The organism is Brassicibacter mesophilus (genome assembly GCF_050433385.1).
GTDB lineage: Bacteria > Bacillota > Clostridia > Tissierellales > Proteiniboraceae > Brassicibacter > Brassicibacter mesophilus.
Genome location: NZ_JBNPXI010000001.1, coordinates 441576 through 465547, shown reverse-complemented (window position 1 = coordinate 465547; position 23972 = coordinate 441576). Strand labels below are relative to the sequence as shown.

At 31.4% G+C, this 23972-nt stretch carries 22 protein-coding genes and 1 pseudogene; 17 read left to right on the top strand and 6 right to left on the bottom strand.

Going from position 1 to position 23972, the window contains the following annotated elements; translation table 11 throughout:
- The first annotated feature begins 319 nt into the window (after positions 1–319).
- The 4 genes from HNR33_RS02345 to HNR33_RS02330 all read left to right on the top strand — a co-directional run bounded on the left by HNR33_RS02345 (position 320) and on the right by HNR33_RS02330 (position 4416).
- A complete protein-coding gene (locus HNR33_RS02345; protein ID WP_429079543.1) occupies positions 320–898 on the top strand; it encodes a TetR/AcrR family transcriptional regulator in 579 nt (192 codons plus the stop codon).
- Complete coding sequence (locus HNR33_RS02340; protein ID WP_429079541.1) at positions 898–2388, top strand: phytoene desaturase family protein; 1491 nt, start codon at positions 898–900, stop codon at positions 2386–2388. Before HNR33_RS02345 ends, HNR33_RS02340 begins: the two co-directional genes overlap by 1 nt.
- 277 nt (positions 2389–2665) lie before the next feature.
- Entirely contained in the window at positions 2666–3532 is an 867-nt protein-coding gene (locus tag HNR33_RS02335) for a transglutaminase domain-containing protein (protein WP_429079538.1), read from the top strand.
- 11 nt (positions 3533–3543) lie between these two features.
- Positions 3544–4416, top strand: coding sequence for a helix-turn-helix domain-containing protein (locus tag HNR33_RS02330; protein WP_429079535.1), 873 nt, complete (start codon positions 3544–3546; stop codon positions 4414–4416).
- An 83-nt stretch (positions 4417–4499) separates the two neighbouring features.
- Here HNR33_RS02330 and HNR33_RS02325 read toward each other — a convergent pair whose 3' ends face one another.
- The 4 genes from HNR33_RS02325 to HNR33_RS02310 all read right to left on the bottom strand — a co-directional run bounded on the left by HNR33_RS02325 (position 4500) and on the right by HNR33_RS02310 (position 8131).
- The gene (locus HNR33_RS02325) at positions 4500–5279 is read right to left on the bottom strand and encodes an ABC transporter permease (RefSeq protein ID WP_429079534.1); all 780 of its coding nucleotides are present in this window, start codon (positions 5277–5279) and stop codon (positions 4500–4502) included.
- Entirely contained in the window at positions 5279–6064 is a 786-nt protein-coding gene (locus HNR33_RS02320) for an ABC transporter permease (RefSeq protein ID WP_429079532.1), read from the bottom strand. Before HNR33_RS02320 ends, HNR33_RS02325 begins: the two co-directional genes overlap by 1 nt.
- Positions 6057–7031 carry an ABC transporter ATP-binding protein gene (locus HNR33_RS02315; protein ID WP_429079530.1) on the bottom strand — a complete coding sequence of 325 codons (975 nt, stop codon included), beginning with the start codon at positions 7029–7031 and terminating at the stop codon, positions 6057–6059. Before HNR33_RS02315 ends, HNR33_RS02320 begins: the two co-directional genes overlap by 8 nt.
- A 125-nt stretch (positions 7032–7156) precedes the next feature.
- Positions 7157–8131, bottom strand: coding sequence for an ArsR/SmtB family transcription factor (locus HNR33_RS02310; RefSeq protein WP_429079528.1), 975 nt, complete (start codon positions 8129–8131; stop codon positions 7157–7159).
- Positions 8132–8300: 169 nt separating this feature from the next.
- Between HNR33_RS02310 and ybaK the strand changes: the two genes are divergently transcribed.
- The 7 genes and pseudogenes from ybaK (at position 8301) to HNR33_RS02275 (ending at position 15721) form a co-directional block, all read left to right on the top strand.
- A complete protein-coding gene (ybaK, locus tag HNR33_RS02305; protein WP_429079525.1) occupies positions 8301–8783 on the top strand; it encodes a Cys-tRNA(Pro) deacylase in 483 nt (160 codons plus the stop codon).
- A gap of 237 nt (positions 8784–9020) precedes the next feature.
- Positions 9021–9548, top strand: coding sequence for an RNA polymerase sigma factor (locus HNR33_RS02300; protein WP_429079522.1), 528 nt, complete (start codon positions 9021–9023; stop codon positions 9546–9548).
- Positions 9535–10839: a DUF4179 domain-containing protein gene (locus HNR33_RS02295; protein ID WP_429079520.1), complete on the top strand. Its 1305-nt coding sequence runs from the start codon at positions 9535–9537 to the stop codon at positions 10837–10839. The genes HNR33_RS02300 and HNR33_RS02295 overlap by 14 nt, the downstream gene beginning before the upstream one ends.
- A gap of 375 nt (positions 10840–11214) precedes the next feature.
- Positions 11215–12693 carry a protein adenylyltransferase SelO gene (locus HNR33_RS02290; protein ID WP_429079517.1) on the top strand — a complete coding sequence of 493 codons (1479 nt, stop codon included), beginning with the start codon at positions 11215–11217 and terminating at the stop codon, positions 12691–12693.
- A gap of 216 nt (positions 12694–12909) precedes the next feature.
- A pseudogene (locus HNR33_RS02285) lies at positions 12910–13154 on the top strand (hypothetical protein); the annotation flags it as partial.
- Between the two features lie 106 nt (positions 13155–13260).
- Positions 13261–14304 carry a BtrH N-terminal domain-containing protein gene (locus tag HNR33_RS02280; protein WP_429079514.1) on the top strand — a complete coding sequence of 348 codons (1044 nt, stop codon included), beginning with the start codon at positions 13261–13263 and terminating at the stop codon, positions 14302–14304.
- Between the two features lie 484 nt (positions 14305–14788).
- On the top strand, positions 14789–15721 hold the full coding sequence (locus HNR33_RS02275; protein WP_429079512.1) for a phosphotriesterase family protein: 933 nt from the start codon (positions 14789–14791) through the stop codon (positions 15719–15721).
- Between the two features lie 267 nt (positions 15722–15988).
- Here the strand turns inward: HNR33_RS02275 and HNR33_RS02270 are convergent, their stop codons facing one another.
- Positions 15989–16252 (bottom strand): L,D-transpeptidase, encoded by a 264-nt coding sequence (locus tag HNR33_RS02270; protein WP_429079562.1) that lies wholly within the window; start codon positions 16250–16252, stop codon positions 15989–15991.
- A 256-nt stretch (positions 16253–16508) separates the two neighbouring features.
- On the opposite strand from HNR33_RS02270, the gene HNR33_RS02265 reads away from it, so the two are divergent.
- The 5 genes from HNR33_RS02265 (at position 16509) to HNR33_RS02245 (ending at position 22798) form a co-directional block, all read left to right on the top strand.
- Positions 16509–17447, top strand: coding sequence for a hypothetical protein (locus tag HNR33_RS02265; protein ID WP_429079510.1), 939 nt, complete (start codon positions 16509–16511; stop codon positions 17445–17447).
- Between the two features lie 289 nt (positions 17448–17736).
- Positions 17737–18429, top strand: coding sequence for a response regulator transcription factor (locus tag HNR33_RS02260; protein ID WP_429079507.1), 693 nt, complete (start codon positions 17737–17739; stop codon positions 18427–18429).
- Positions 18422–19489 carry a sensor histidine kinase gene (locus HNR33_RS02255; protein ID WP_429079505.1) on the top strand — a complete coding sequence of 356 codons (1068 nt, stop codon included), beginning with the start codon at positions 18422–18424 and terminating at the stop codon, positions 19487–19489. The genes HNR33_RS02260 and HNR33_RS02255 overlap by 8 nt, the downstream gene beginning before the upstream one ends.
- 124 nt (positions 19490–19613) lie before the next feature.
- The gene (locus tag HNR33_RS02250; RefSeq protein WP_429079503.1) at positions 19614–20288 is read left to right on the top strand and encodes an ABC transporter ATP-binding protein; all 675 of its coding nucleotides are present in this window, start codon (positions 19614–19616) and stop codon (positions 20286–20288) included.
- Positions 20289–20293: 5 nt separating this feature from the next.
- On the top strand, positions 20294–22798 hold the full coding sequence (locus HNR33_RS02245; protein WP_429079501.1) for an ABC transporter permease: 2505 nt from the start codon (positions 20294–20296) through the stop codon (positions 22796–22798).
- Between the two features lie 135 nt (positions 22799–22933).
- Here the strand turns inward: HNR33_RS02245 and HNR33_RS02240 are convergent, their stop codons facing one another.
- A complete protein-coding gene (locus HNR33_RS02240) occupies positions 22934–23404 on the bottom strand; it encodes a hypothetical protein (protein WP_429079500.1) in 471 nt (156 codons plus the stop codon).
- Between the two features lie 306 nt (positions 23405–23710).
- On the opposite strand from HNR33_RS02240, the gene HNR33_RS02235 reads away from it, so the two are divergent.
- Positions 23711–23929, top strand: a complete 219-nt coding sequence (locus HNR33_RS02235) for a hypothetical protein (protein WP_429079499.1) — start codon at positions 23711–23713, stop codon at positions 23927–23929.
- Positions 23930–23972: the final 43 nt, after the last annotated feature.

Sequence of the window (23972 nt, the reverse complement as noted above, 5' to 3'; positions counted from 1 at the left end):
TCCAATTTTAAGACTAATCCGAAAGTACTGGATCTTATGCTACCATGGGATTCATTAATTCAAAAAACATGCAAAGCAGACTAAAATCAAGCTAATGGAGACGATCATATGATCATCTCCATTAAATCATACACCTCATTAGTAATTGATCCAATACATCAATTATTGATCGCTTACTTAAGAACGAAAATAATTTAACTATATAGGGTGATTAAGTAATTATTTAAGCAAAATTTTTTTCTTGACATATAAATTATTTTTGCATAGTATAATATATAACATATGTTATATAACTTAAGTAATTTAATGGAGGTTTTTTATGTCGCCAAAAGTTAAGTTTAGCAAAGAAGATATTGTAGATGCAGCTTTTGAAATTGGTAAAGAAAAAGGCTTCTCTGGTATTACTGCCCGTAGTGTAGCGAAAAGACTTGGCTGTTCCGTTGCGCCTATTTATGTGAACTTTGAAACAATTGATGAATTGATTACAGCTGTAGTGGAACATGTTTTTGCTGTTTCATATGAATTTCTTGCTAAGGAAAAAGGGAGTAATTTATTTGAGAGTATGGGAAAAGCAAGCCTAGCCTTTGCTAGAGAGTACCCTATCTTTTTTCGTGAGCTAGTCATGAAAGGAAATCCATATATGACCAAATATGAAGCAGTAGAAAATGCTATGGTTGAAGCACTTGAAACTGATGAATCAATGAAAGAATGGACAATTAGTGAACGGAAGCGTATTTTTTTGAAAATGCGAATTTTTCAAATTGGTCTCTCAACTATGGTAGCTAACGGATATTTACCATCATGGCTTAATAATCAGGATGCTGAACAGTTGCTTTTAGAAGTTGGAGAAGAACTTTTGCTTGCTCAGAGTATAAGAAGAAAGGAGGAGCAAAAATAATGAAAAAGATTGTTATCATTGGTGGAGGCATTGCAGGGTTAAGTGCAGGCATCTTTGCTCAAAAAAATGGTTTTGAAAGTATTATATTAGAAAAAAATCCTAGCTTAGGGGGGCAATGTATTGGATGGGATCGTCAAGGCTATCACATAGATGGCTGTATACATTGGCTTGTTGGAACGAAAGAAGGAACTCCTACTCACGATCTTTGGGTTACTGTGGGCGCTTTAGATGGGATTGAAATTTTTCATCCAAAAAGCTTTTTATCTTTTGAGCATGAGAGCGGTACGGTACATCTTTATCGTGATCTTGAGCAATTGAAATCTAGTTGGCTAGAGTTATCTCCGAAAGACAAAGATGCTATTTTAAACTTATGTCATAACATTGAGCAGATACAATCTTTTGAATTACCAGTTGAAAAACCTACGGACTTGATGACGTTTACAGAAAAAATTAAGGCTATGAGCTCAATGAAGGCTGCAGGTATGATTATGCAGAAATATGGTAAGATCAGTCTGAAAGAGTATGCTAAAACATTTAAGCATCCAGCACTAAGAGAAGTTCTAGCTTCTTTTTTGCCTGAAGGCTATAGTGCTTCATCAATTTTCTTTGCTCTTGCTGGTTTTGCTAAAGGTCAAGCTTCTATTCCATATGGTGGTTCCAAAGCCTTAGCTTTACGAATGGTGGAACGTTATTTGGATTTAGGAGGAATTATTGAAGCACCATGTGAAGCTCTTGAACTATCAATAGAGCAAAAAAAAGTGAAGCAAGTTATATGTCATAATGGAAAAACCTTTGAAGCTGATTATTTTATTACGGCATGTGATGCAAAGGTGCTTTATGAGTGGTTGCTAAAAGGAAAATATTCTGATCGTGATTTTGAAAAGCGATATAGAAATTATAAGGACTATCCGTTGGCTTCACAAGTTTTTGTAGCACTAGGATATGAAGATACAATGGATACTATTCCTCGAAGCCTATCTTTTCCTATTGAGCCCTTTGATATCCATAAAAGAACTATAAACCGTTTAACAATAGTACACTATAGTCATGAATCAAATTTTGCTCCTAATGGCCATACTCTTATCACCTGTAGTATAAACCAATTTCATCAGGACTATGATGCGTGGAATGCTTTAGCTAAAGACTCCAGATCCTATAAACAGGAAAAAGCAAGGATTGGAAAAGCGGTGCTTGACTCAATCGAAGAAAGATTCCCAGCTATGAAGAAAAAGCTGAAAGTATTGGATGTTGCTACACCTAAAACCTATGAGCGGTATTGCAATGCATATAGAGGTGCATTCATGGCTTTTTTGCCTACAGTTAAAGGAAAGTCTATGTCTCATACAGGAAGAGTTAAGGGCTTGAATAATATATTTTTAACCGGTCAATGGCTGCAGCCACCTGGCGGACTGCCAGTGGCAGTGGTTACTGGTAAGGATACAATTATGAGGATTTGCAAAGAAGAAAAGAAGTCGTTTATAGGTTGCTAATAACTTTGGATTTTTGACGAAAGTATACTTTAAAACATACAAATAAAGTACTTAATTGAGAAAATTGTTTGAAGAGATTAATCGCATGAAATCTTAAAGGTAAAGAAATAACAATCAAGTTTTTATGATAATTATCATAGAAGTCAAACGGATTAGAAAAATAGCACAAAATATCACTCATTTTCTTTATTCTGATTGATATAATAATGCTAAGGTCACACATTGAGCTAGTTTGAACTATATCTATTCAATAATTAAATGAATGGGAGGTATTATTGTGAATAAAGTACTTGAATTTTATCGTCAACATGGAATAATGACAGAAATAAAAACTATGCAACATATGGTTAAGGATTTGCCTAAAGATATAGAAAGTATTGTTTTAGCTGTGCAAAACATTTTTCTGCATCAACATTGGGCTAAAAGTTATGGATTAGATATGGAAGACATAAGAAAGGAAGAACCCAGGATACGAAGCGTTGAAGAAAAATTAACATTTCTGAACAAAAAAGGATATCAACATGTGCTAGACAAAAAACAGATGAATGATAAAATGATTGCAATATGTCGAGATTTTTCAGTGATGGCAGTGGCACTTTGCATAGAAGCAGGTATCCCTGCTAGAGCAAGATGTGGATTTGCTACTTATTTTGAGAAGGAAAAGTACATTGATCATTGGGTTTTTGAATACTGGGATAAAGATAAAAAAAGATGGATATTAGCTGATGCCCAACTTGATGATTTACAACGAGAAAAACTTAATATATCTTTTGATCCTTTAGATATAAATGACAAAGATTTTATTACTGGACCAAAAGCTTGGATGATGTGCCGTGAAGCAAAGGCGAAACCTGAATCATTTGGAATCTTTGAATGGTGGGGATATGACTATTTAAAATGTAATTTAATCCTTGATGCTAACTCATTATTGAAGATACCTATGCAGCCTTGGGATGGGTGGGAAGGATATAAAAATCTACCTGTATCTGAATGGTCAGAGAATGATTATTTACTTATGGATCAACTAGCAATATGCTCTTTATCTGTAGATGATGACTTAAATGGTTTACAGACATTTATTCAACAGCATGATAAAATAAAAGTACCTAAAAGCTTAGACGAGGTTATCAATTTTCTAGCATAGGTGGAGTTATGATGTCTTATATGGATGCATTGGAAAAAGCGATAGATTATATAGAAAATCATTTAAATCATGACATTGACTTGTCTATTGTTGCTAAAGAAGCCGGATACTCTCTTTATCACTTTCACCGTGTCTTTAAGTGGGTAGTAGGTGATTCTATAAAAGAATATATTAGAAAAAGAAGAATTACTGAAGCTGCAAAAGAATTGGCTCATACCAATAAATCAATTATTGACATAGCAATAAAGTATGGCTATCAATCACGGGAGGCATTTAGCCGAGCATTTGAAAAGGTTTATGGAAGAAATCCTTCTGATGTAAGGCGTGAGGGCTTGCTTTACTTTATTAGAGAACCTATGACTTACGATTATATGATGTTTGAGTATAGTCGAAGAAAAGAAGGTATGCAGCCACTATTTAGAAAATTACCAGAACGGCTTGTTGTAGGAAATATATATCAAATGAGGGCCGATGGAAGTAATTATCAAGAGATACCACTTCTATGGCATAAGTGGAACAAAGAAAGACCTTGGACACAGATAAGTGAAAGAAAATATGACAATGAATGCATGGGAATATGCATATTATCAGAGGGAGATACATTTGATTATATGATAGGATATGAAGTGAAAACAGCAGATTATATTCCGGCTAGCATGACTTTACATAGGCTGGAGCCGTCTCTTTACGCAGTATTTAAAACTATTGGTCCCATAACAGAAAGTGTACAGAAAGCATGGGACTATATTTATACTATATGGCTGCCTGAATCTAATTATAAACATGTTGGAACTCATGACATAGAGTATTATTATTGTTATCAAGGAGAGCTCATAGCTGACCTTTATGTTCCCATTATTTCAAAAAGTTTTTCCAAGTCATGATATTTCATTTTATTATATATCATTATATATAACTTAAGAAGTGGGACAATTAATAAAATACTATTAATTGTCCCACAAAAATATTAATAAGCATCCAGAGCAGCATCTACTCTTGATTTTTTCTCAAAATATTTAAAGAGAAAGTAGGCAACAAAGATATAAAACATGCTTAGAAGAAGCTCTTTGCTTAAAAGTGTATATATTAATGTACTTGAGCCCTTTGCAGCTATCATTCTAGAAGCTTCTATGCTTCGGGTTATTGGAATAAGTTTTGAGATAATGACTGCAAAATTTGGAAGTCTTTCTATAGGATAGCTAGCACCTGTTAAAATAAATAGGAGCATTGCAGCAACATTTAGGAACATATGTATTTCTCTAATTACTAAAGCAATGCTGCCTAATACTAGACCTATAGACATACCACCAACCATTGCTATAAGAATTGACAGGGAAAATTGAAAATAATTTATTCCTGATAAATCAATCTTAAATACAAAAACGCCTATTAACAGTCCTATTGTAACTGTTAAAGCTGCATCAAATATATTAAAAAATGATCTTGCAATAAAGGCTAAAAATTTATTTGCTGGGGACGCTACTATCAATTTTAAAGTGCCTTGATATCTTTCGTTTCTTAGTAGTGAGCCTACAACAAATACTGAATTTCTAGTGCATAGTAAAAAGGCATTTCCTATAATCCACGGAGTAATGTCTGATGATTTATAAACATATTTAACTAATAGGGAATAGAATATCATATTAAGAGATGGATCTATAATCTTCATTATGAGATAAATTTTGGGGTCTAGCCATCCGAAGAGGGCTTTAAAATATAAAAGAGATTGTCTAAAAAATTTTCTCATTAAAACACCTCCAAAGTAGCTTGTTTTCTACATTTAACATCAATTTCTTTGTAAAACCACTTGAAGAGAATAAAGTATATTAATGTCACTACTATTAATCCTAATAAGTATATATAAAACTCTCTAAAATTTGTTATTCCTGTAATAGACATTCTACAGAGCTTCAACACATAGGTTGGACTGAGTATGTAAGAAATTGGGCGAGTCCATAGTGGAAGAATCTCAATTGGAAAAACTGTCCCGCAAAATATAAACATTGGATAATCCAAACAATTCATTAATACTCTTGTGTTTCTTGAAATAGCCAGAAGACCAGATAGCATCATTGCTATAAATGTAAAGGATATAATCCCTAAAAATATACTTAATGAAAAATAGATTGGATTTACAATTGAAAACTTTACTTTGAAAAATAATATTACAAATGCAAAGCTTAAAAGCATTGAAAAGATACCTAAAATTGTATTACCTATTACTTTTCCAAACATTATAGTTGAAAATTTAGTTGGAGATGAGAAAATAACTTGAAGAGCTCCCATAAATCTTTCTCTGTCGATATCTCCTGCAGATGAAAAGCTTATTGAAGTCCACATACTTGTAACAGCTGTTCCAAGTATTACATAGGATACGAACATGCTATTATCCTGACCTTTATAAATAAGATATAGAGTCCATGAGAAAAGTATTGGATATGCTAATATACAAAACCTGAACATAGATCTTGAAAATGATTGTTTCATTTGCAATAAACAGGATGAAAATATAACCTTTAATGTATTATTCATTTTGCACACCTTCTATCATTTTTAAATATACATCTTCTAACGTTGTCTCTCTCATTCCCATTGAAAGTACTTTGTGGTTTGACAGTTTTTCATTTATTGATGTAATAGTCCTTCTTGCATCCTTGCAAGAGATATTTAAAATATAGGTTTGGTTATTTTCCTTTACAGAGATATTTGACACCTTGTCAATTTCTCTTAATGAAGATAACAACTCATTATTTAAAGTTAACATTTTAACTTCTATTACACTTCCATCTATATCTTTTTTTAGATTTTCTGGTTTATCCAATGCTATTATTTTACCTTTGTTAATTACAGCTATTCTATTGCATAGTTCATCAGCTTCATGCATGTAGTGAGTTGTTAAAATAATGGTTTTGCCATCATTTGATAAGCGTCTAATTATATCTCTTAAGATTTTTGCTCCTGAAGGGTCTAGTCCTATGGTTGGCTCATCTAGAAAGAGAATTTCAGGGTCGTTAACCAAGCCTCTTGCAATTTGAAGTCTTTGTTTCATACCTTTCGAAAAGGACTCAACCTTAAAATGAGCTTTTTCTGATAATCCTACAAGTTCTAAAAGTTTTGATATTCTTTCTTTTTTTATTTTTTCGTCAATGTTGTATAGGTCACAAAAGTAAGATAGATTATCCCATGCAGATAATCTCCAATAAAGACTTCTTTCTCCACCAAAGATAAAATTGATTCTTCTTCTAAGCTGCTTTTCTTCTCCAAAACAATTATATCCAAGAACCTTTGCTTCTCCAGAGGTTGGAGTTAAAAGTGTTGTTAATATTTTGATAGTACTTGTTTTTCCAGCACCATTAGGTCCTAAAAGACCAAATATTTCCCCCTTTTTAACATTAAAGGAAATCCCCTTTAGAGCATTAATTACTTTTTTATCTCTTTTTATTACCCCAAGATTTGTGTAATAGTCACGCTTTAAATCTCTTACTTCAATCACATTCATAATCTTAACCTCCTTTAATATAAAACTAATTAGATGAATATCTAATTTTAAACACATATTATCATATAACGAAAGGTAACTCAATACTAAAAATAAAAAAATCTTGCATTTACAGCAAGATTTTTTTAAAGATAATTATTTAATGTATCTATTATGTCTCTATAAGCATTCTTATTTAAGGTAAAATATTTTGTGTTCTTTTCTCTTTCCTCATATATGAGTCCAATAGATTTAAGCTGGTCTAAATGATGGGATATTGTAGGAGTGCTTACTCCTATTCTCTTTGCAAGTTCTTTACCAGAACATGATTCAGTAGATATGATTTTAATAATATCTAGTCTGCTTTTATCTCCAATTATTTTTAATATTTTAGCTAGTTCATTGGAATTCATATCTGTATTTAATGGGTTTACAGGATAAACTAATAATTGAGAGCTATGGTTAAAGGTTCTCATAGGTTTATGATTGAAATAGAAGCTTGGGGCAAATAGATAATAGTTGAAATCATATACTCTCTTAAACTTCTTTCCCATTATCTCCTGAGCTATATTCAAAGGCGCCTTTTCCTTTAGTTCTAAAGCAATTTCCTTGATTTTTTCATTATATATATCATAATCAATAATTTTTTCATTCTTTATATATTTATCTATTTTTCTTAATGTGGAGAAGAAATCATTTTTAAAATTCCTCGTATCCTTAAACAAAATGTCTATGTCATAAGGATTTAACCCCTTAGTTTCAATATTGTCGCCAAGATTTTCATTTAATCTATCAAAATTCTTAAAAATTGCTTCAACATCTCTTTTTGAAATTGAATCACCAAAAAATGTATAAATAAAATCAGTGTGTGGCATCGCATCTATTTCAGATATAATTTGGTCTAAATCATCCAATTCATTTATACATAAAGCAAACTCAAAAAACTCCATGCCCTTAATTCTAAAATTTCTTATTCTATTTATAAAAATTAAATCATTATCATCAAAAAAATCTTTTAGAGTAATACTATCTGTATTTTCAGCAAGGGAGTTCAAGCAACTAATTAACTCAACATAATATAAAGGTTTATTTACCACCTTTAATCCGTAGTAATTATCCATAAAATCACCTTTCAACCTAAATAGTTTTATTCTATAATATCATATTGAAACTATTAATCAAAAAGTTAATAGATTCTTTATTTTTATTATATGGTATTATATAGTATATATCTATATATATGATTATGATTTAGCTATAGGTATAATAAGAAAAGTTGGAGTGATAAAAGTGAAACATCCTAAAACAAACGCTATGCGTATATTAGATCAATATAACATTAAATATAACGTAATTACATATGACTGTATTGATGGCAATATAGATGGTATTTCGGTTTCAAAAAAGATAGGTAAGGACCCTAAACATGTATATAAGACGCTTGTAACTAAAAGTAACAGTAATAATATCTATGTATTTATAATACCTGTTGACCAAGAAATTGACTTTAAAAAGGCGGGGAAAATAACAGGGGAAAAGAAAATAGAAATGATTCCAGTAAAGGATATTACAAAGTATACTGGCTATGTTAGAGGAGGCTGCTCGCCTTTTGGAATGAAGAAGAGATATAAAACATATATTGATAGCAGTGCTTCAAAACTTGAAAAAATTATTGTAAGTGGTGGAAAAATAGGAATCCAAATAGAAATTGATGTATCTGATTTAGTTAAAGTTGTTGAAGGGGAAATGGATGAAATAATTAAGGACGCTTAGAACTATTTGTGGTAAAATGTAATGAAAATGACAGCGGTTTTGGAACCTAGCAGATTTAAATATGAGTGACATGTTGAAACACTAACCATAAATAGAATAAAAAGATAAAACAAAACCCTATATTAGGGTTTTTTGTATGTTGCATTTTAATAGTTTTTAACATGAAATAATAAATAATAATTTAAAATGAACTTTTTCCATAGTATGCTACTCTTATATATGAAAGAAGGTGTTAAGGTGGACATAGAGGTATTGGTGAGGCAAGCAAAGCAAGGTGACAAAGATGCATTAGTCCAGCTAATTATGGCAAAAAAAGAGGACTATTATAGATTAGCCTTTGTATACATGAAAAATAAAGAAGATTCATTAGATGCTATATCGGATATGACTGTAATTTTATATGAAAAAATATATCAGTTAAAAAAGAAAAGTGCATTCTATAGCTGGAGCAAAACTATTTTAGTAAATTGCTGTAAAAAGCTTTTAAAAGATAAGAATAAGGTGATTTCTCTAGACAGTATTGAAGAAGAGAGTTGTGAAGCAGAGTTAAAAGAAAAAGAAGAACAAATTTTAGTAGAAGAACATCTAGCTAAGCTGAATGATATACACCAAGAGGTTATTAAGCTTAGGTATTTTTTAGACTTGGACTATAAAACTATATCAGATATTTTAGAAATACCTCTTGGGACGGTAAAATCTCGTATTTCTATTGGCCTTGAAAAATTAAAAGAAAGTTTTGGAGGTGACAACTGTGAAAGAAGTTGAGAAAATTTTAGGTGATAAGAAAGAAGATATCGATAAGTTAGAGGTTCCGGAAGAACTAGAGACAAGACTGTATAATGCTTTAGAGGATAGTTCTTTAATCAAACCAAAGAAAAGAAAATGGAAAGTGAGAGTTGTAGCAGCCTGTATTGCAGCTCTATTGATCGGATACAACTTTAATGCTCTTGCGTATTACGGAAAAGAGCTCCTAGGGTATGAACAGGTTATGAACGGTACATTAAAGAAGCTTAATGAACTAGGCAAAGGGCAACATATTGGGAAAAGCTATACCTTTAAGAATGGTTTAACGGTCATATTAGATGGCATAATGGTAGATGAAAACCAGCTCCTAGCTTTTTATACAGTAAGAGATCCAAATGGAGAGATTGACAAAGCAAACGATCCCCATATGTCGATTAAAGGTCTTATTAAGGAATACAATCCACAGAGTGGACAAGGAAAAATGAACGATGAAAAAACAGAAATAAAATGGGTTCATAGCTTCCAAAAGCCATCTATGTTTGAAAAAACATTGCATCTAGAGCTACAATTAATAGAAAATAATACAAGTGAAATAGGAGATATAAGCTTTAGTATAGATCCAAATAAAGCAATGGGTGATACTTTGAAACAGAAGATTAACAAAACAATAAAATCTGGAGATACAAAACTTCATATAGAGTCAATAACAGCATCACCTACAAAAACTGTCATATATGGAACGATACAAAATATTGTGGAGTTAGCAAGGGATCAAATATTAGGAGAAAGGCTTCGTCCTAATGATATAAACATAAAACTAATAGCAAATGGTGAGGAAGTAGTACATCAAGGTGGCGGCATGAGTACAGATGCTAAGGGTATGAGATTTCATAGCGAATATGATGCTTTACCAGAAAAACTTGATTCAGTTCAATTATATATAGAAAGCTTTTCTGTAGACAGAGATGTTAATCAAAAAGTAAGTGTTAATAAGGATTTAGAAAACATAGAATTTGAAGTTTTAGGACAGAATATCAAAATAAACGAGGTATATGAATCAGATGGGAACACATATATTAGTATTACTACAACAGAAGATATTATCCTTACGAAAGTTGGACTTATAGTAGATGGAGAGAGAGTAAGTCTTAAAGAAACTATTAATAGTGATATTGAGAAGCTAAAGGATGGAAGAATGCTTCATAATAGAACATTATGCTTCCCTAAGATTGGAGATAATTATCAACTAAGCATTGAAAAGATGACTTACACAGAGATGTATGACAAAACCATTGAGATTCCAATAGATTAACACTATAATCTGATTAAGAAAATATTTTTCAGCTTGTTATAGTATAAGGATTAAAAGAATCATTGAAGCAATTAGAGTTATATGCAATCCATATAGCTTATGGAGCATTGATTGGGATTATTTTAGCAATTGGACTTTACTTTTATATGAAATGGAGAGGATAAAAATTTATTTGCTAAAGCACTGAAATTAATTTACCAGACATGCTTAAATTTATTAAGTAGCTCCATTTATGTGTGTAAAAGGTATAATAAATTGGCTGAAACAGATACTAAAAAGGGTTGTATTGATAGCTCAAGGTATCATGGATAACTATGATTTTCGTTTTATGCATAAGAATCTAGGGTACAAAAAGATAGAATAAGGAAAGGAGATATGATGACAGAGAGAAAATTAGCAATAGAAATTGGATGGAATTTAGATAACAGTTATGCTCGTTTGCCAGAAACATTTTTTACCATAATTAATCCAACTCCTGTAAGTTCGCCGAAGTTAATCATTCTCAATTATCCGCTGGCAGCATCTCTGGGGTTGGATGCCAAGGTGCTGCAAAGCAATAACGGAATAGCGATTCTTGCTGGCAACGAGATTCCTAGAGGTGCTTTACCTCTTGCTCAAGCTTATGCAGGGCATCAATTCGGATATTTTACCATGTTAGGAGATGGACGGGCTTTACTGCTTGGCGAACAGATCACTCCTCCAGGTGAGCGGGTTGATATTCAGCTCAAGGGTTCTGGAAGAACTCCGTATTCCCGTGGAGGCGATGGTCGAGCAGTACTTGGACCGATGCTACGTGAATACATCATTAGCGAAGCAATGCATGGACTTGGCATTGCTACTACCCGCAGCTTAGCAGTAGTAACAACAGGTGAATCAGTATTCCGTGAAACCGAGCAACCTGGTGCGATTCTAACTCGTGTAGCTTCTAGCCATCTGCGTGTCGGGACCTTTGAATATATTTCAAAATGGGGCACCGTTGAGGACCTTCAGGTTCTAGCAGATTACACATTGCAAAGACATTTCTCAGAGGTCGACGCTGATGAGAGTCGCTATCTTTTCTTACTTAAGGAAGTAATCAAACGCCAGGCTGAGTTGATTGCCAAATGGCAATTAGTTGGTTTTATTCACGGTGTGATGAATACCGACAACATGGCCATTAGTGGAGAAACTATTGATTATGGTCCTTGTGCTTTCATGGATACCTATGACCCTGCAACGGTATTCAGCTCCATTGACACTCGTGGCCGTTATGCATATGGCAATCAGCCCAAGATTGCTGCATGGAATCTCGCAAGATTTGCTGAAACTCTACTGCCGCTTCTGCATAACAACGAGGAACAGGCTGTTAAACTGGCTCAGGATGCGGTTTCGGATTTTACTAAGTTATATCACTGTAATTGGTTAGCGGGAATGAGAGGGAAACTGGGAATATTTAACGAAGAACCACAGGATGAATCCCTTATTGAAGTGCTACTTAGTATGATGCGGAAGTATCGTGCTGATTACACAAATACCTTTCTCGCATTAACTTTTGGTGAACCGAAAGATATAGGCTTATTTGGCACCACAGAATTTGCTCAGTGGAATGATTTATGGCAGACGAGATTAGGCAGACAAAAGGAATCAAAAGCTTCTTCACATCAGTTGATGAGGAACTCTAATCCAGCCATAATACCTCGTAATCACAGGGTAGAAGCCGCATTGGAAGCTGCAGTCAAACAAGAAGATTACAGCGTGATGGAGCGACTTCTTGATGTTCTTTCGAACCCTTATGAGCACTCCACTAAACAAGCTGATTACTCTACACTTCCTCCGCCGTCAACTAGTCCTTATAGAACCTTTTGTGGCACTTAATATAAAACATTAGGGAAATACTAGATTAGCTAACTGATGTTAAGTAAAAAATAGAATAACTATTATATGAAAAAGGGCATAATTTTTAGCCCTTTTTTAGTTCAGTATATTTTCAAATTAAATAATGCGATTGGTAAAATATAAATGGCAGATACCATGAAAAATCGATACTTATTTTACAAAAAAAGGTAGACAAATAAACATGGCCTATCGGATATTGGTGAAATGCTTATTATTGGCTCTTTAAAAAAATTTCTTAATAAGGATTTTAAAAAGACTTTCGATGATTTAACTAAATTTGTTCTATCTTTAACTAAATTGCCTTTGAAAAAATGGATTGAGCATGCTAACAATATCCTTGATTGTATGAAAACATTTATGGGAGTTGAAGATTAGATGATGTAGTTGAAATGCAAGAAATATTTGTTACTTTATCATACAAAGGAAATCACAAGAAAACTATATAAAAATAGAGTTACTACTTTTTTTAGTAAAATATTAATTTTAATAAGACATGCTGTTGTCATGTTTATGCTGTTAAAATAGTGTAGTAAAGGAGGATTTGAGATGAAGAAAATAGTTAGTGGTTTTAAGCCAAGTGGGGGTAAACATTGCATAACAACTGCGTTGAAACAAGTGTTTGAATATTACAACTATTCACTTACGGAAGAGATGATTTTTGGAATTGGTTCAGGATTATCATTTGTATACGTTAATCTTGAAAAATCACCAATGATATCAGGAAGAATCAAGCCTTTTGTATTCGAAAAAAAACTTGGTGAGAGGCTTGATATTGAAATAAAGTGTAGATCAAGCAGTAAATATAGAACTGTTTTTGAAAAAACACTAAAACTAATAGATGATAATAATCCAGTTTTAGTATATGTAGATATGCCTTATCTTGATTATTTGAATTTGAGTGAAGGCAATCATTTCGGTGGACATGCAGTAGTTATTTTTGGTTATGATAATGAGGCAGAAAAGTTTTATATAAGTGATAGAGATAACTCTGACAATGCTATTAGAACACCCAATGGTTATATATGTAAAGATTATCACCTAGTTGATTATAAGAAAGTAGAAAAGGCTCGAAACAGTAATTATAGACCATTTCCTGCAAATAACAAGTATCTTTTGATAAAATTTAATAAATATAATCAAATAACATCACCTATTATTACTTCAGCCATAAGAGAAACTTGTGATAATATGTTAAATGCTCCAGCAAAATTATTAGGCTTAAATGGTATTGAAAAATTCTCTAAGGAGATTTTAATGTGGAAGAAATTTGATGAAGAAAAGTTGAAAATAGCAGGAATTACAAATTATTTTCAAATTAATGCTGATGGTGGCACAGGTGGTGGTATTTTCAGAAAAATTTATGGTGATTTTCTAATACAAGCAAGTGAAATAGTTGGTAGTGAAAGAATGAAGCAATTAGGTTTTTCATATATTGAAATTTCAAAACAATGGGATCAGGTTGGAGATTTGATGTGGAAATTATCAGAAACAGGGTCCAATCAATTACTACAAGAAATGTCTAATATAATAAAAGAAATACATACTAAGGAAACTACTGTGTTAATTGAATTACAAAAAATAGTGAATTAAAAAAATATTAATTGGGCAGATAATAAATTATATTGGACACACAAATAGGTAGTTAAATTAAAATGACTACCTATTTGTGTGTGCAAATCAACAATTTAATCTAACATATCCATCTCATCATAAAAAAGAGTACTACAAACGGAAATCCTGTTATCAGATACTTTTTTATCTGTATTTAATAACAGGATTTCTGTTTATATATTACGTTTCAGACAATCCTTACAACAGAAAATGTAAACAAATATTCAGAAAAATTCATGAAAAGAACAGGAATTGATCATATTGCGAATTTTGCGTTGCAACCGATATATATTTTTATAAACTTTGCCTATAAAAAAGAGGAAAACCCTGACATAATGCTGTCAGAGTTTTGATGTTATTATAGTTTTATAAGGTAAAATAACAGTAATTTCTGCAAGTAAAACCCTTAAAAGACTGCAGCTATTTGAGTTATAAAAAAATTGAGTAGAGAAAGGGGTTCAAAATGATTTATACGGTAAGAGGACCAATTGACAAAACACAAATGGGTAAAACACTAGCTCATGAACATTTTAATTGGGTGTCTGATGAAGATTTTGCAAGCAAAATGTATTTTGGCAAACAATATGATGAATCTTATAATCAGAAACTATTTGATAAAGTTTTGCCCATACTAAGTGAATTAAGTGTATCAGGATGCCAAACCATTGTCGAAGCTTCACCTCCTCTTGGGGGACAAAATTTAAAATTGTTGTACGATTTATCCTGCAAAACCAATGTAAACATTATTCCATGTACAGGGATGAACATCACTAAGTATGCACATCGTATTTTTCAAGAAAATTTTGAAGTACAATTGGCAAAAAAGTGGATTCAGGACTTTAAGGAAGGTCTAGATGTGATTGATAATGTATGTATAAAACCAGGCTATATTAAATTGCTTTTCGACCGAGGAGGTGTCAATGCTGTAGACGAGGCTATGCTTAAAGCTGCTGCGATAGCCTGTAATGCCACGGGAATGCCAATTCACTGTCATGTATTGGAAGCAGAACATATGTCCAAAGTCATGACAATTCTAGAAAAAATGGAAGTACCACCTCATAAATTTGTCTGGGCACATGCAGATCATGAAAGTCATCTTGAAACGATTCTGAAAGTTGTCAAGAAGGGTTATTGGGTTGGTTTTGATGCCATAAGAGAGGGCACTTATGAAGCACGAAAACAACTTATTAAGCATGCCGTGGCACATAATTATAGTCATCAAGTGATTCTTTCGGAGGATTATGATTTTTGTGAAGAGAGTGAGAAGGAAAATGGAATAGAAAAATATTGCGCTTTTTTTAATGTATTTATACCGTACTGTATAGAAAATGGTATCCCTCAAGAGGTGATTAAAAGCATCATTATAGACAATTCTGCACGACTTTACGATATTTAGATTGGAAATAATGGAAGACTGTATGTCCTCGACTACCAATAAGAATTAAATCCACGCATGGCCTTCACCATTAAAAACCACGACACTGATGTCGTGGTTTTCACATACCATAGTATCTGTCTTAAAATAAGAATTTGGTTTAATAGTATCAATATATTCTTTATACGCTTGCTTTGAATACTAAGACAACTTATATAGTATTTTTACATTTCTATTTTTTATACTCTTCAATTTTAAATATTCTTTTATTTAGATATAGTTTTTAGCTTAAGGGTAATTTATTGCTATGATGTGCTTTAATGGGTATCTTAAATTCTCGCAGTAGTACCAATAGATACCATGAATACCATAGTGTGGCTTGCTTAACCCCATACATCTAGCACCAAAAGGACCACCAGGATTTACAGCTTTATTTACTATTGTGAATGTACCAGTTGGAGTAGGGGTAGAAGGTTTACCAACAGCTATAGGGTAAGATTTATACCATTGTCCATTCTTATATAAAGTTAAAGTACGAGCCGACCTATTAATAGAGATACTATATGTTTACACGACATAAGGTGATAAAATACATATCGATAAGCATACATTTTATTCATGTAATTAAAAGTTATAGTGAATAATTCAGGACTGTACTATTAGAAATAATACAAAGATAATATTTCAGTAAAAGCTCAGATTAATGACATCAATATTATATAAAAGAAATATATTAGTAATACAAGTTGATTATCCTAAATTCCATGGATATTTCTCTTGAATTTTTAGAATAAGAAGGAGGTTTTTTATGAAAATAAGAAAACTTGTAATTACTGTTATTTTATCGATCTTGCTTATGTCCAATGTTGTTTATGGACAAGATGACCAAAATCAAATGAGTATTGAACCTAAAACAGAGCAGTATTATAATTATCGAATAGAGGAATCTATTCCATCCGAATTTAATACTAAAGCTGAAATGGAGAAATACTTTAAAACCTCAATAGAAATGAAGAAAGACGAAAAAGGTGATATCTATTTATATCCACCTTATGATGCATCTTCACGTGATGGGTATGAACCTTTGCATCCAACACGTAGATCATCTCTGATGCGTGTAAGGAGTGCAAAACGAAATCCTAATATGAGTGGGCCTATTACTAATATAACTCATGTTATTACTATTCCTATAGGTAAAACTGTTACCCTTGATCAAACTATACATATCAGTAGAACGGACACTTTTTCAGCTACAGCTAGTACGGGAATGTCTATAAAGTTATCAGAAAAAATTCTTGCTACGATTAATAATGAGTGTGGGTATGAACAAAGTCGTACTTTTTCATATACAATAAATAAAGGAGAAACATATGTTTTTCCTCCAAAGTATGAATCATCATATGATTTTGTTAAGTATTATATTGGTTTTGATCATGACTGGTATGATGTCATTATAGATTATGTGCCACTTAAAGAAGTCATTAATTTAATTGAATACAAGAGTATATCATATTCCCAAGACCCTAATACTCCTCAATATTTTACTATACATTTTAAAGATGGTAGAAGACGAAATGTATATTCAAATAGTCTTGATGATTTATATAGAAACAATACGGAGGTTAAGGATGGAGTAAGGTATTATAAGCAGCCAGGATATAGCTTGGATTATGATAATATTATAACCGAATATGGTGTTTATAAGATTCCAGTACCTGTTGAATTTCCTATCCCAGGTAAAATTTAAAAATAAGTAAGCATATTTTTATTACATCGAATATTGAAGTATGAATATATAAAAAATGAAGACCAGAAAAAAGGTCTTCATTTTTATGACCATTTATTTTCTCCTAAATGTGTATATTACATAATATTATTTTAAGTGATTTATTGATTATGAAATATATAAAGCTTCATAAAAAGAGGAGATTCTGGTAACACGTAGAAATAATATTCATGATATTTACACTGATTTCAGAAGAATTATATTAAAATTCATTATTTGGTATTATCATATAAAAAAAGGAGTAGAGAATATGAAAAGCATTCTTGTTGTAGAAGATGATATGACGCTAAACAATGGAATAAGCTTTAATCTAAATGCAGATGGGTTTAAAACTTATTCTGCATTTACTTTAGAGGAAGGGTATTTTGAATTTGTTAATAATAAGATTGATATGATAATTCTTGATGTCAATTTACCAGATGGTAGTGGATTTGATTTATGCAAAAAAATAAGGGAAATTTCAAATGTGCCTATATTATTTCTTACAGCATGTGATATGGAGCTTGATGTTATTACAGGATTCAAATTAGGAGGAGACGATTATATTACTAAACCTTTTAATTTAAGTATTATGAGAGAAAGAATTTTAGCCATACTTAGACGATGTGATAGAGATAAAATAATAGCTAGTGATATTGTCATAGATGATATGGTGTTTAATCTTGATAAGATGACAGTATCAAAAGGTGGCAATAATGTTATTCTGACACCTACGGAATTTAAAGTCTTGAGGCTATTGATAAGTAATAGAGGACAAGTTTTAACAAGGCAAATTCTTATGGATGAATTATGGGATAAGGATTCAAATTTTGTTGATGAACATGCTCTTACTGTTAATATGAATAGGCTAAGAACTAAAATTGAAGATAATCCTTCATCACCTAAATATATTAAAACTGTATATGGAGTAGGCTATATGTGGGTAGGTGAAGAATGTGAATAGTCATAGCACCTTTTCAGCAAAAAAAATCTATAGTATCTTTATTTTAATTTTTACATCAATAAGTGGTTTATTTTTTCTATATTTAATCAAGCTTAATAATACAATATTAGAAATCCAGCCGAACTTATCAGAAGTTTTAAAAAAATATAACCTTGTTGCAGTAGCATGTGTATTTTCGTTTCTGTTTGCATCTATTTTTTTTATGTGGATTACAAGAGTAAAAGTTGTGATATTATTTAATAACCTTTGTGATGTTATCGATAACATAATAGCTAAAAAAGAAAATATAAATTTTGATATAGATAAAGAAACCTTATTATCCAAGCTTGAAAATAAACTTAAGCAGCTCATAGATATTGTGGAAAGTGAGAGAGAGCAGTTCAATAGTGAAAGAAATAAGCTTAAGAGTATAATATCAGATATATCTCATCAAGTTAAAACTCCTTTAGCTAATGTTACTATGATAAATGATACTTTATTACAAAGAAAGTTAACAAAGGAACAGGAGAGGGACTTCTTAAAAAACATGAAATCCCAGTTAGAAAAATTAAAATGGCTTATGGATGCACTTATAAAAATGTCTAGACTTGAAACAGGTATAATAGCTTTACAGAAAGAAAATCTACCTCTATATGATACTATAGCACAGGTTATTGGAAGTACATATATTAAGGCGCAGCAAAAAAATATAAATATTGAATTGAATTGTGATAAATCTATAGCCTTATCTCATGATAAAAAGTGGACAAACGAAGCCTTGTTTAATATTGTTGAAAATGCTGTCAAATACTGTAATCATGGAGGGAATATAGATATTGAAGTTGATACTTTAGAGATTTTCACTAGAATTAATATTAACGATAATGGAATGGGCATAGAGAAAGATGAAATTACTAATATTTTTAAACGTTTTTATAGAGGTAAAGATGTTAGTCAAATAGAAGGTGTTGGGATTGGACTATATCTAACAAGAGAAATCATAAGTAAGCAAGGAGGATATTTAAAAGTTAAATCTAAAAAAGGTATTGGAACTATGTTTTCAGTATTTCTCCCTAATTAAATGTAACAATACTGTGATATTTAGTATGTATTTTGAGAGAAGTTTGTTACATTGTTTTGTTAAGATATATTTAAAATCAAAGTTATGTTTAGTTGACAAAATATATATTAGCGGAGGGATAAAGATGTGTCTTTTAAAGGCTGAAAACTTAAAAAAGTATTATGGTGAAGATACTAATCTAGTAAGAGCATTAGATGGGATTAACATAGAAGTAAAAAAAGGTGAATTTGTTGCTATTGTAGGTACTTCTGGAAGTGGCAAGAGTACACTTTTGCACATGCTTGGAGGATTAGACAGACCTACAGATGGTAAGGTTATTATTGACGGCAAAAACATATTCAATATGAATGGAGAGCGATTAACTATATACAGACGTAGAAATATAGGCTTTGTTTTTCAGAACTATAATCTTGTACCTATACTCAATGTATATGAAAATATGGTTTTGCCATTAGAATTAGATGGAAATAAAATTGACAAAGATTATGTTGAGGATATTATCAATACTTTAGGATTAGCTAGCAAACTTAATAATCTACCTAACAATCTTTCAGGAGGTCAGCAGCAGCGTGTTGCTATTGGAAGAGCATTAGCTGCAAAGCCTTCAATAATACTTGCAGATGAGCCAACAGGAAATTTAGATAGTAAAACAAGTCAGGAGGTTTTAGGACTTCTTAAAGTGACAAGTAAAAAATTTAACCAGACTATTGTTATGATAACCCATAATGAAGAAATAGCACAGCTTGCAGATAGAATTATAAGAATTGAAGATGGCAAGATTGTGTCATTTAGGGGGTAAGCTATATGATTAAAAATAACAATAGCAAAGTAACATCGAAGCTTGCAAAAAGAAGTTTTAATGCCAATAAAACAAGAAATATCTTTGCACTTTTAGCTATAGTACTTACTACTATATTATTTACTTCAGTATTTACTATTGGTGCAAGTATAATTGATTCTACACAAGCAGCTACTATGAGAATGGTAGGCTCAAAGGCTCATGGTGGATTTAAATATCTTACTAAAGAAGAAACAGATAAATTAAAGCAGCATCCTCTCATTAAGGAGTGGGGTACTACAATTATAATTACTGATTTAGAAAATAAAGAGCTAAGAAGTAGGCCTGTAGAAATTCGATATGTAGACGAAAATTGGGCAAAATGGGGATTTTGCATGCCTACTACAGGGAAAATTCCAGAAAAAGAAAATGAAATAGCTACTGCTACATGGGTTCTTGATATGCTTAATGTACCTCATAAAGTTGGAGAAAAGGTCACATTAGAATACTCCATTATGGATGAAAAATACACTAAAAGCTTTGTTTTAAGTGGTTTCTGGGAGGGTGATAAAGAGGTCGCAGTAGCAGAAATGGCACTAGTTTCTATGGATTTTGTAGATAAGTATTTAAAGGATATAGATTTAGTTGAAAGTAAGGACTATGGCAAATATACAGGGTTAAGAGATCTTGTAGTTATGTTTGATAATGTTAAAGACACTAAGAATAATTTAGCACAGATAGTTGAAGATACAGGTATAGATTTTTCAGAGGAAAGATATGCTGTAAACTGGGCATACTTGGCTACTTATGAGGTAGATTTATCTAATGTAATTCCATTTGTAATTATAGCGTTACTCATAATGTGTAGTGGGTATCTTCTCATTTATAACATATTTTATATTTCAGTGGTAAGGGATACTAAGTACTACGGATTATTAAAAACTATAGGAACTACTAAAAAGCAATTGAAGGGCATAATAAGAAGACAAGCATTGATGTTATCCTTAATAGGTATTCCTATAGGATTGTTTAGTGGTTATTTTATAGGCTCTTATCTTGTACCTATGGTAATGAGTACATCAAATATAAAGCAGGATACTACTATATCAATAAGTCCTATTATATTCATAGGCTCAGCATTTTTTTCTTTAATAACTGTGTATTTAAGCTCAAGCAAGCCAGGTAAAATCGCATCCAAAGTATCTCCTATTGAGGCAGTAAGGTATACAGGGATAGAAATTAAGAATAAAAGGGGAGTGAAAAAATCCAAAAGTGGTGCCAAGCTTCATAAAATGGCCTTTTCAAATATATTCAGAAACAAGAAAAAAGCGTTTATACTTCTTGCTTCTCTTTCTCTAAGCGTTATATTGTTTTCTTTTATTACTAACTTGCTTGGAAGCTTTAATATAGACTTATACCTCCAAGATCGTATAAGGGGAGACATTGTTATTGCAGACTATTCCTATTTTGGCAAGGGCAGTTACACTGGGGCAGACACAGTAGATGAGAAAATGTATAATGAACTAAAAAGTATAGAGGGAGTAGAAAGAATTGATAGAATTTATTGTAAATTCGCAAATGATATGATAGATGCCCGTAAGCTTGATGTGATGAAGAAAGCTTCTATAAATGAAAAAAGTGTAGAGGATAATATGAAAAATATAGATAAAGTATCAGTTAAGCTTTATGGTTTAGATACAGGGTGTATGGACATGTATAATAAAAATACTACTATTAGAGGCGAATTTGACTTACAAAAATTTCTAACAGGAAATTATGTATTAATAAGTCAATCCTATGGATGTGACTATTATGATGTTGGTGATAAGATAACTCTTAATTTAGAAAATGGAGAAGAAAAAACTTTTGAGGTTATGGCGCTGGTAAAAGTAGTGTATACCTTTGATGTAGGATGGTATTACCCAACTGAATATAGAGCATATATACCATCGAGTGTATTCACATCTTTTGTAGAAAAACCAGAGATAATGACAGCGCAAATATTTATTGATAAAGAAAAGGCTAGTTATATAGAGAATAGTATAAAAGAAATTAAAAAGACAAATGGTAATTTAGAATATCGCTCTAAAGAGGATTTTATAAAGGAGTATGAGAATTTCACAACTACATTTTCTATAATAGGATACAGTCTTAGTGCTGTAATATTTATTATAGGGTTGATGAACTTTATTAATACCATGCTTACAAGTATTATTACAAGGAAGCAAGAATTTGCTATGCTTGAGGGTGTAGGCATGACTAGGGGACAGCTTTTAAAAATGCTTACTTTTGAAGGAGTGTATTATGCCTTAATTACTATAGCTATTGTGCTGACTCTAGGAATAATCATAATTAGTTTTGGAATAAATTCTCTTAGTAGTAGTATAGCATTTTTCCAATATAGCTTTAATATTATGCCTATTGCTCTAAGTGGTTTAGTGATAATGATTTCTGCTTGTTTAATACCAAGACTTTGTTATAACAGTATTTCTAGATATAGTATAATTGAAAGATTAAGAGAAAGTGAATAAAATAACAACAATATCTTAGATTTAAAACCTAATCGATATGTTTTTTAATAGTATCTGTTATGAGGGTTTTGATGAAACTCTCATAACAGATATAATTAGGCAAATATGCATTACCTTCAGATCACCTGGTATCTTTTAATCTAAATTAATCTTTAAAACATTGTTATCAGTATCACCTAAAGAACGCTCTTGAATTATGTATTCATAAGACTTTCCAGTTCTGCTTTTCCATTTAATCTTTTCAGATGGTATACCTTCAGGTTGATACGTTTTAATAACTAAAGTTTGATCCTTAAGCTTTTCAATCTTTTTTACCGTCTCTTTTTCTTCTAAATCATTTTTATTTTCATCCCAGACTACTGAAACATGTTCAAAATCCAATATCTCTCCATTAACAGTTACCTCAATATATTCATCTCCTTCCATTAATCCATTAAGAATGATAGTGTTTTCATCCTTTAATGATAATGGCTTTTCGTAAGAACTTTTTATTATTATTTCGTCTTGTAATGTATTGTCCTCATGAATATTTTTATCTAGTGCGCAACCGACTAATGATATCAAAACAATTAACAATACAATTAATTTTATGGCTAGATTTTTCATATATATACCTCCATTGTGATGAAATACTGACATAGATGACTAAATTTATGTCACATCATAAAAATACTTAATAAGTCAAAATCATAAGTACTCGTTTATTATATTATAAATAGAATGATATGGATAATAAAGATTTTTTTGCTTTTTCATTTAATAGAAAATCAAAGATTAATATTTTATTTTAAAAGAGGAATATTTTAACAATGTACAGAAATAGTAAAGAAGTAATTTTTAAGTGACATATGGTGTATATGTATTAATAGCAAGAAATTTGATATATAATCGGAGGAATACAATCTGAAAAGCATGAAAGGGTTAGGACTAGTTGATTTTGAATTCATGCCACATTGGGATCGTGGAATATATAAAATAGAAGAATTTCTCGCTTATTCAATCGAGTCTAGACGGTCGTTATATTTATGTAACGATGGAGATGGTATAATAGTTAATGATAATGATATTGACCTGGTAGGAGATATTATAAAAATTGAAAATGGAATGACTTACAGAATTAAAGGCCAGTAAACTTTTTAATGTTTTAGAGTTATAAAATCTTTATGATACAAGG

Excerpts from the sequence above, each read along its gene's own strand:
- HNR33_RS02345 (WP_429079543.1), top strand. The coding sequence starts at position 320 with ATGTCGCCAAAAGTTAAGTTTAGCAAAGAAGATATTGTAGATGCAGCT.
- HNR33_RS02340 (WP_429079541.1), top strand. The coding sequence starts at position 898 with ATGAAAAAGATTGTTATCATTGGTGGAGGCATTGCAGGGTTAAGTGCA.
- HNR33_RS02330 (WP_429079535.1), top strand. The coding sequence starts at position 3,544 with ATGTCTTATATGGATGCATTGGAAAAAGCGATAGATTATATAGAAAAT.
- HNR33_RS02325 (WP_429079534.1), bottom strand. The coding sequence starts at position 5,279 with ATGAGAAAATTTTTTAGACAATCTCTTTTATATTTTAAAGCCCTCTTC.
- HNR33_RS02320 (WP_429079532.1), bottom strand. The coding sequence starts at position 6,064 with ATGAATAATACATTAAAGGTTATATTTTCATCCTGTTTATTGCAAATG.
- HNR33_RS02315 (WP_429079530.1), bottom strand. The coding sequence starts at position 7,031 with ATGAATGTGATTGAAGTAAGAGATTTAAAGCGTGACTATTACACAAAT.
- HNR33_RS02310 (WP_429079528.1), bottom strand. The coding sequence starts at position 8,131 with ATGGATAATTACTACGGATTAAAGGTGGTAAATAAACCTTTATATTAT.
- HNR33_RS02290 (WP_429079517.1), top strand. The coding sequence starts at position 11,215 with ATGATGACAGAGAGAAAATTAGCAATAGAAATTGGATGGAATTTAGAT.
- HNR33_RS02280 (WP_429079514.1), top strand. The coding sequence starts at position 13,261 with ATGAAGAAAATAGTTAGTGGTTTTAAGCCAAGTGGGGGTAAACATTGC.
- HNR33_RS02275 (WP_429079512.1), top strand. The coding sequence starts at position 14,789 with ATGATTTATACGGTAAGAGGACCAATTGACAAAACACAAATGGGTAAA.
- HNR33_RS02265 (WP_429079510.1), top strand. The coding sequence starts at position 16,509 with ATGAAAATAAGAAAACTTGTAATTACTGTTATTTTATCGATCTTGCTT.
- HNR33_RS02260 (WP_429079507.1), top strand. The coding sequence starts at position 17,737 with ATGAAAAGCATTCTTGTTGTAGAAGATGATATGACGCTAAACAATGGA.
- HNR33_RS02250 (WP_429079503.1), top strand. The coding sequence starts at position 19,614 with ATGTGTCTTTTAAAGGCTGAAAACTTAAAAAAGTATTATGGTGAAGAT.
- HNR33_RS02245 (WP_429079501.1), top strand. The coding sequence starts at position 20,294 with ATGATTAAAAATAACAATAGCAAAGTAACATCGAAGCTTGCAAAAAGA.
- HNR33_RS02240 (WP_429079500.1), bottom strand. The coding sequence starts at position 23,404 with ATGAAAAATCTAGCCATAAAATTAATTGTATTGTTAATTGTTTTGATA.
- HNR33_RS02235 (WP_429079499.1), top strand. The coding sequence starts at position 23,711 with ATGAAAGGGTTAGGACTAGTTGATTTTGAATTCATGCCACATTGGGAT.